The sequence below is a fragment of the Corynebacterium sp. p3-SID1194 genome, assembly GCF_025144155.1.
In the GTDB taxonomy this organism is placed as follows: domain Bacteria; phylum Actinomycetota; class Actinomycetes; order Mycobacteriales; family Mycobacteriaceae; genus Corynebacterium.
Genome location: NZ_JALXWY010000034.1, coordinates 1 through 4,783, shown reverse-complemented (window position 1 = coordinate 4,783; position 4,783 = coordinate 1). Strand labels below are relative to the sequence as shown.

The window sequence follows — 4,783 nt, the reverse complement described above, 5'->3', positions numbered from 1 at the left end:
GGGCCCACCACCCATTCCGAACTTCGTGACAGCGCGCATCAACCGCTGGGGGCTAAATGCGTGCTCTTCGACCGGTAAACGCGGCTGCTACAGCTAGGAAACTGCCAAGCAGCACCAACCGCCCGAGTCCCCGACCGCCAGTGACCGGAAGATCGCCCTTACGAATATCCGCCACTTGAATGATGGAGTGAGTGTCTTCCTTTTCATCAATTCGAATGGAGACCTCCGGGTATTGCTCTGCGCCACCCTCAAGTTCGATAGTGGGCCTACCATCTTCACCCGCCTTAATATCGAAGACGACCGGACGGTGCAGCAGCTGATAACCCTGAGGTGATTTTGTCTCCACGAGCTCGTATGTCGCCCCCACCTGAAGATCATCGATTCGCAGATCCGTATCACTAAGGGCCTTGACGGGATCGCGCGTCCCGTTCGAGTTCACCTTGTAAAGGGTGAACTCCGCGCCTTCGAGCTTCTGCTCCTTGTTATCGAAGCCCACCTTCTCTACGGAGAGATCTATCTTCACTGAAACCGTCTCGTTTGCGATAGTGCAATTGACAATGCCGCGGAAGGGCACGTCGACGCCGAACCCCGGCTTACTGGGGTCATCATTCTTGTTCCGAACTTCGGCATCGGAGGTAGTCCACGTTCCTTTTGCAGCATCAAACTCGTTCTTCGTGCACACCGCATTCTTGCCATTCTCGGGGCGCAGCTTATAGCCATCCTGCTGATGCTCGACCACGGTGACACTCTGTCCCTTGCCGTCCGATTGGTCGAACGAATGGCCGTAGCTTCCGGAATCCCCGGTCACGTCGGTGACGTTGGATGCGCGGCCGCTGCCATCGGTGCCGCCGATAATGACCTTCTCTTGGTTGTCCACCGACGTATCGAACGTCCAGCCCTCACCTGGGCTCGGGGTATCGCCATCGCCGTACACAAGCTTGGTCACATTGATCGAACCGAAACAGTCCTTGAGAACAAGGTCGCTGAGTTCTTTAACCAGATCTTTAAAATTCCCGACGGTGGTGACGGCATCTTCGCTGGAAATGTCCGCACCGATAGTCTTGGTGTTACGCACACCGGCGCGCCAAATCTCCGGTTGGTTCGTGATGTCGTACTCGGTGACTTTTTGCTCGTCCGTGGTATCCCACATCAGTACTTTGCCATCCGTGACGATGTCACGAACAAAGTCTGCTTGGCCGTAGTAGCTCGGGTAACCGTAACCTTCCTGTTTGGGCCACGGCTTATTGATTCCTTCCGGCGCCTGCGGTGTATTCGGTGTCCTCTGCTTCTTGACGGTTCCAAGCCCGAAGTAATCGTCTTTCAAAATGTGTTCGTTGACCGGCTCAAAACCAACCATGACAGTCTCGATACGGGTGCCCGAGTCTTTCAACCGGTTGGCTTCGTTCACTGCGGCCGACAGGTCGCTCTGGTTGATGAGCGTGCCGACATCGAAACCGAGGGGATAGTCCCGCTTACTCGTCGTGGGCAGGCCATCGGAGATGAAGTAGACAACGTCAAACTCGCCAGAAGGCACCTGGCTGAGGCCTGCCTCAAAATTGGTGCCGCCGCGGCCATCACGGTCGAAAGGCTCCGCGATGGCCTTGACAGCATTACGCAGCTTCTCGACATCGCCGTCCTCATTAAGACTCAACGTATCCGTCGACATACCAGGAATCGACTTGGGGGCCGACGCGAAGTTATAGATAGCCATCTGACTACCGGTCCCCTGCAACGCATCGATAACCTGGAGACCAGCATCTCGACTAGCGGCGACACCAAGGCCCTCTTCCCTTGCAATGGAGTCAGATGTGTCGAATACAAGCGCGATCTTGCCACCGCAGCGCTGAGGAAGGGACGGGTTTGCGGAAGAAGCTGGGAGCCATTTCAGTTGCTCACGCGGCGTCTCTGGCGCATTGACATTAATTTTTTTCGCATCGCGGTCAAACCACTCAGGCCCTTGATGCCACAAGGTCATCTGGCACGAGGCCGGAGTGGAGCTCAGGGGGATGCGTGCCTCTACGTCGTATGAGACGATACTCGAGTCAGCCCGTTGTTGGTCCCGGTTGAGTTTGAAATAGACGCTATTCCCGCTCACCGTAATCTGGTAGTCGTTGCCCTTCTTTAGTTCGGTCCAACCTGCCTGAGCGGAGCCGAATCGCAGCTGCAGGCGTGGATCAGCGGTATTTATCTTGTTGGCGAGGTCAGTGACGCCGTTGACCTTAACTTCAACAACGCCCACGTCTTTGCCGCCATTTTTCCGCGTGTTCTCCGAGTTATCCCACCAAGTCTTCGAGATTAGAAGTCCATTACTGGCGTTGCACGTATCCCAAAACCTGTCGTTCGGGAGGGGACGGTAGTTCTTCGCTTCCGTGGGGTTACCCGTAGCGGGCGGTTCCGGGGGAGCCAGCTGAGTTCCCTGCATTGTGGCCGTCATGCTCGATAGACTCGGGGCCCTCGCCTGACCTGCCCTCCACCGAACCACGATAGGGGTCCCTGGCTGCACCTCTACCCCAGCCGGCAAGCTGACGGTCAACGTCGTTTGCGTAGCCGACATCGACGTAACTGGGTAGGATTTCCCGTTGATGGTCAGCGCCTTATCTTCATTAGCAGGGTTTGTGCCGAATTTTTCTGAGGTGTTTATAGTCAGCCGAGTCATCGACATCGCCCTGGTTGCCACCATGTGAACTGAGAAAACGTTACTGTACTCGGTGTTAACGCGATTGATGGTAACCGGCGCTTGAACCGATGTTTGAGCCTCCGCCTCGGGGCTCGACAGCATCGAACCGCCATCATCTGCGACCAGCGGGAGGGCGCTGACAACCAGTATGAGCGTAAAGGCTGCCGCTACGCTCTTTCGGGCGAGGCTGCGCAACATCTTCATCGTTTCCATTCTCTTCATCGCTGTTCACCTTTGTTATTCCTGCGCATAACGAAGCCTCCCAGGAGCAGAAGCAGCGCTCCCGCCGCAACGATCCCCAGGACCGATGCGCCGGTCTGCGCTAACCGGCTTGGCGTGGACGTCCCTGGCTGGTCGGTGGAGGGGCCGGGCACCGGGCTTGTGGTGTTCCCGGGAGCACCCGGAGTAGATGTGATGGGCTGATCCGGGGTAGATGTGCCGGGCCGATCCGGAGTAGATGTGCTGGGCTGATCCGGGGTAGGCGTCGGAGTCAGAGTGGGCGTTGGCCGCGGGTCAGGAATATCGGTGGGCGGCGGGACGTCGCCTCCGCCGTCCTCAGTCTTTGCCTTAATACTCACATCATGCAGCCAGCTCCCGTCCTCATTGGTTGCGGGGAGAATGACGAGCATGGGGCGGATATCTTCGTGCTTCTCGCCCTCGCGCGCAGGCGGCTCCACCTCTATCAGGTAGATCCCGGCCGGCAGACCATCGAAGCGTACCCTGCCCTGCTCGTCACTGAGACGGGAGAGCGTCGGGTCAGCAAATCCCCTCTCCCGGGCCTTGTCCACGGTCAGGCGGAGAGCGCTGTCGTAGCCTTCGCGGGTCCGAATGTCGATGTCGGCGACCCGCTTGAGGGTGAAGGTATAGCCACTCAGAGAGCCCGGGGGAAGCTCTCCCGGAGGTACATCATCGAAGGGGTTACTCTTGGGAAGCGTGATGACCAAGCTGTTGGCTTCATTCCCGATCGTCGTCGGGTCTACGTGGACGGAGGAACCCGCGTAACCGGAGATCACCTTGGCATCTGCGACCGCTGGCGTAGATACCGCTAGGATTCCTCCGAGGCACAGGGCAGCCGCTGTGCGAGAGAATCTCTGAGTGCTAAACATGTGCAATTTACTCCTCCACCGGGGATGCTGGGTGGTGGGCCTGTTTGTGTTGACGAGTGGTCTTCAAGATCCACAGGGACAGCAGTACGGTGATGAGCAGCGCGGCGGCCATCAATGCCCACATCCACCAGAACCAGTGGAGCTCGCTGGGGGCAAAGGCTTCGGCGGCCTCTTCGTCAAAGGGAACTCGGTTGGCAGTCACCAGCAATCGGTGCGAGTTAACCCCGTAGGGCGTACAGGTGATCAACGTGAGCTGATCCTTGCCGGCTGTGGGACGCAGACCGGCAGTCTCATGTGGAAGCACCACCTGAATGTCCGTGACCTCATACTTCATCTTCTGCCCAGAAACACCGACATAGATTGGGTCCCCTTTGACTACATCCGAGAGGTGATCAAAGAGTGTGGCACTGGTCAAGCCAGTGTGGGCTGTGAGAACTGCATGGGTGCCTTCTCCTCCGACCGGTAGGTCGGAGCCGTAAAGGTGCCCGACTCCCTTCTGCAGAACCGCTTCACTCGTCCCGTGGTAGACAGGCAAATCGATGTCAGCGCTGGGCACGACAAGGCGTGCCATGACTTCGTGAGTGTCTAGCTCCGCGAGGTAAGCCTGATAGTCGGCGTTATCTTCGGAAATTCGGGCCAACCAAGGGTCCAGGATAGGACCCGCCGTGCGGAACTCGTTGTACTTCTGCGCCGAGGCGAGTTTCTGGCTGAGTTCTTCCTCATCGACCCTATCCAATTCCTTGGTATAGGAGTCAGCGACGCGCATTTGTTCCCAATTATTCAGTTGTGTAACTACCACTGGGTAGAGCAACGCAATGATGGCGCACAGCGACAAGACGACCGTAGGAAGGAGCTTCCTCGGAAGCGACTTCGTCGCGCCTTTCGGCCCCGCGGCGGATGCGGTCTCTTGCAGAACCATTTTTCCTACCTTGCTGGACGCAGCGCGCCCTATCCGGTGGTTGTTGAAAACTTGGGTGAGCCCCGCGCCCACCCCCCGGTG

General features: G+C 57.8%; 4 protein-coding genes. 1 reads left to right on the top strand and 3 read right to left on the bottom strand.

Going from position 1 to position 4,783, the window contains the following annotated elements; translation table 11 throughout:
* Positions 1-52: 52 nt before the first annotated feature.
* Positions 53-2,899 (bottom strand): SpaA isopeptide-forming pilin-related protein, encoded by a 2,847-nt coding sequence (locus M3G19_RS11710; RefSeq protein ID WP_259902774.1) that lies wholly within the window; start codon positions 2,897-2,899, stop codon positions 53-55.
* On the bottom strand, positions 2,896-3,306 hold the full coding sequence (locus M3G19_RS11705; RefSeq protein ID WP_259902776.1) for an LPXTG cell wall anchor domain-containing protein: 411 nt from the start codon (positions 3,304-3,306) through the stop codon (positions 2,896-2,898). The genes M3G19_RS11710 and M3G19_RS11705 overlap by 4 nt, the downstream gene beginning before the upstream one ends.
* Between M3G19_RS11705 and M3G19_RS11700 the strand changes: the two genes are divergently transcribed.
* A complete protein-coding gene (locus tag M3G19_RS11700) occupies positions 3,259-3,726 on the top strand; it encodes a hypothetical protein (protein WP_259902777.1) in 468 nt (155 codons plus the stop codon). The genes M3G19_RS11705 and M3G19_RS11700 overlap by 48 nt on opposite strands.
* 64 nt (positions 3,727-3,790) lie before the next feature.
* On the opposite strand, the gene M3G19_RS11695 is transcribed toward M3G19_RS11700, so the two are convergent.
* Positions 3,791-4,774 (bottom strand): class C sortase, encoded by a 984-nt coding sequence (locus tag M3G19_RS11695; protein ID WP_259902775.1) that lies wholly within the window; start codon positions 4,772-4,774, stop codon positions 3,791-3,793.
* Positions 4,775-4,783: the final 9 nt, after the last annotated feature.

What these genes read in the sequence shown, in the direction of transcription:
- M3G19_RS11710 (WP_259902774.1), bottom strand. Translation starts at nt 2,899, where the DNA reads ATGAAGAGAATGGAAACGATGAAGATGTTGCGCAGCCTCGCCCGAAAG.
- M3G19_RS11700 (WP_259902777.1), top strand. Translation starts at nt 3,259, where the DNA reads ATGCAGCCAGCTCCCGTCCTCATTGGTTGCGGGGAGAATGACGAGCAT.
- M3G19_RS11705 (WP_259902776.1), bottom strand. Translation starts at nt 3,306, where the DNA reads ATGCTCGTCATTCTCCCCGCAACCAATGAGGACGGGAGCTGGCTGCAT.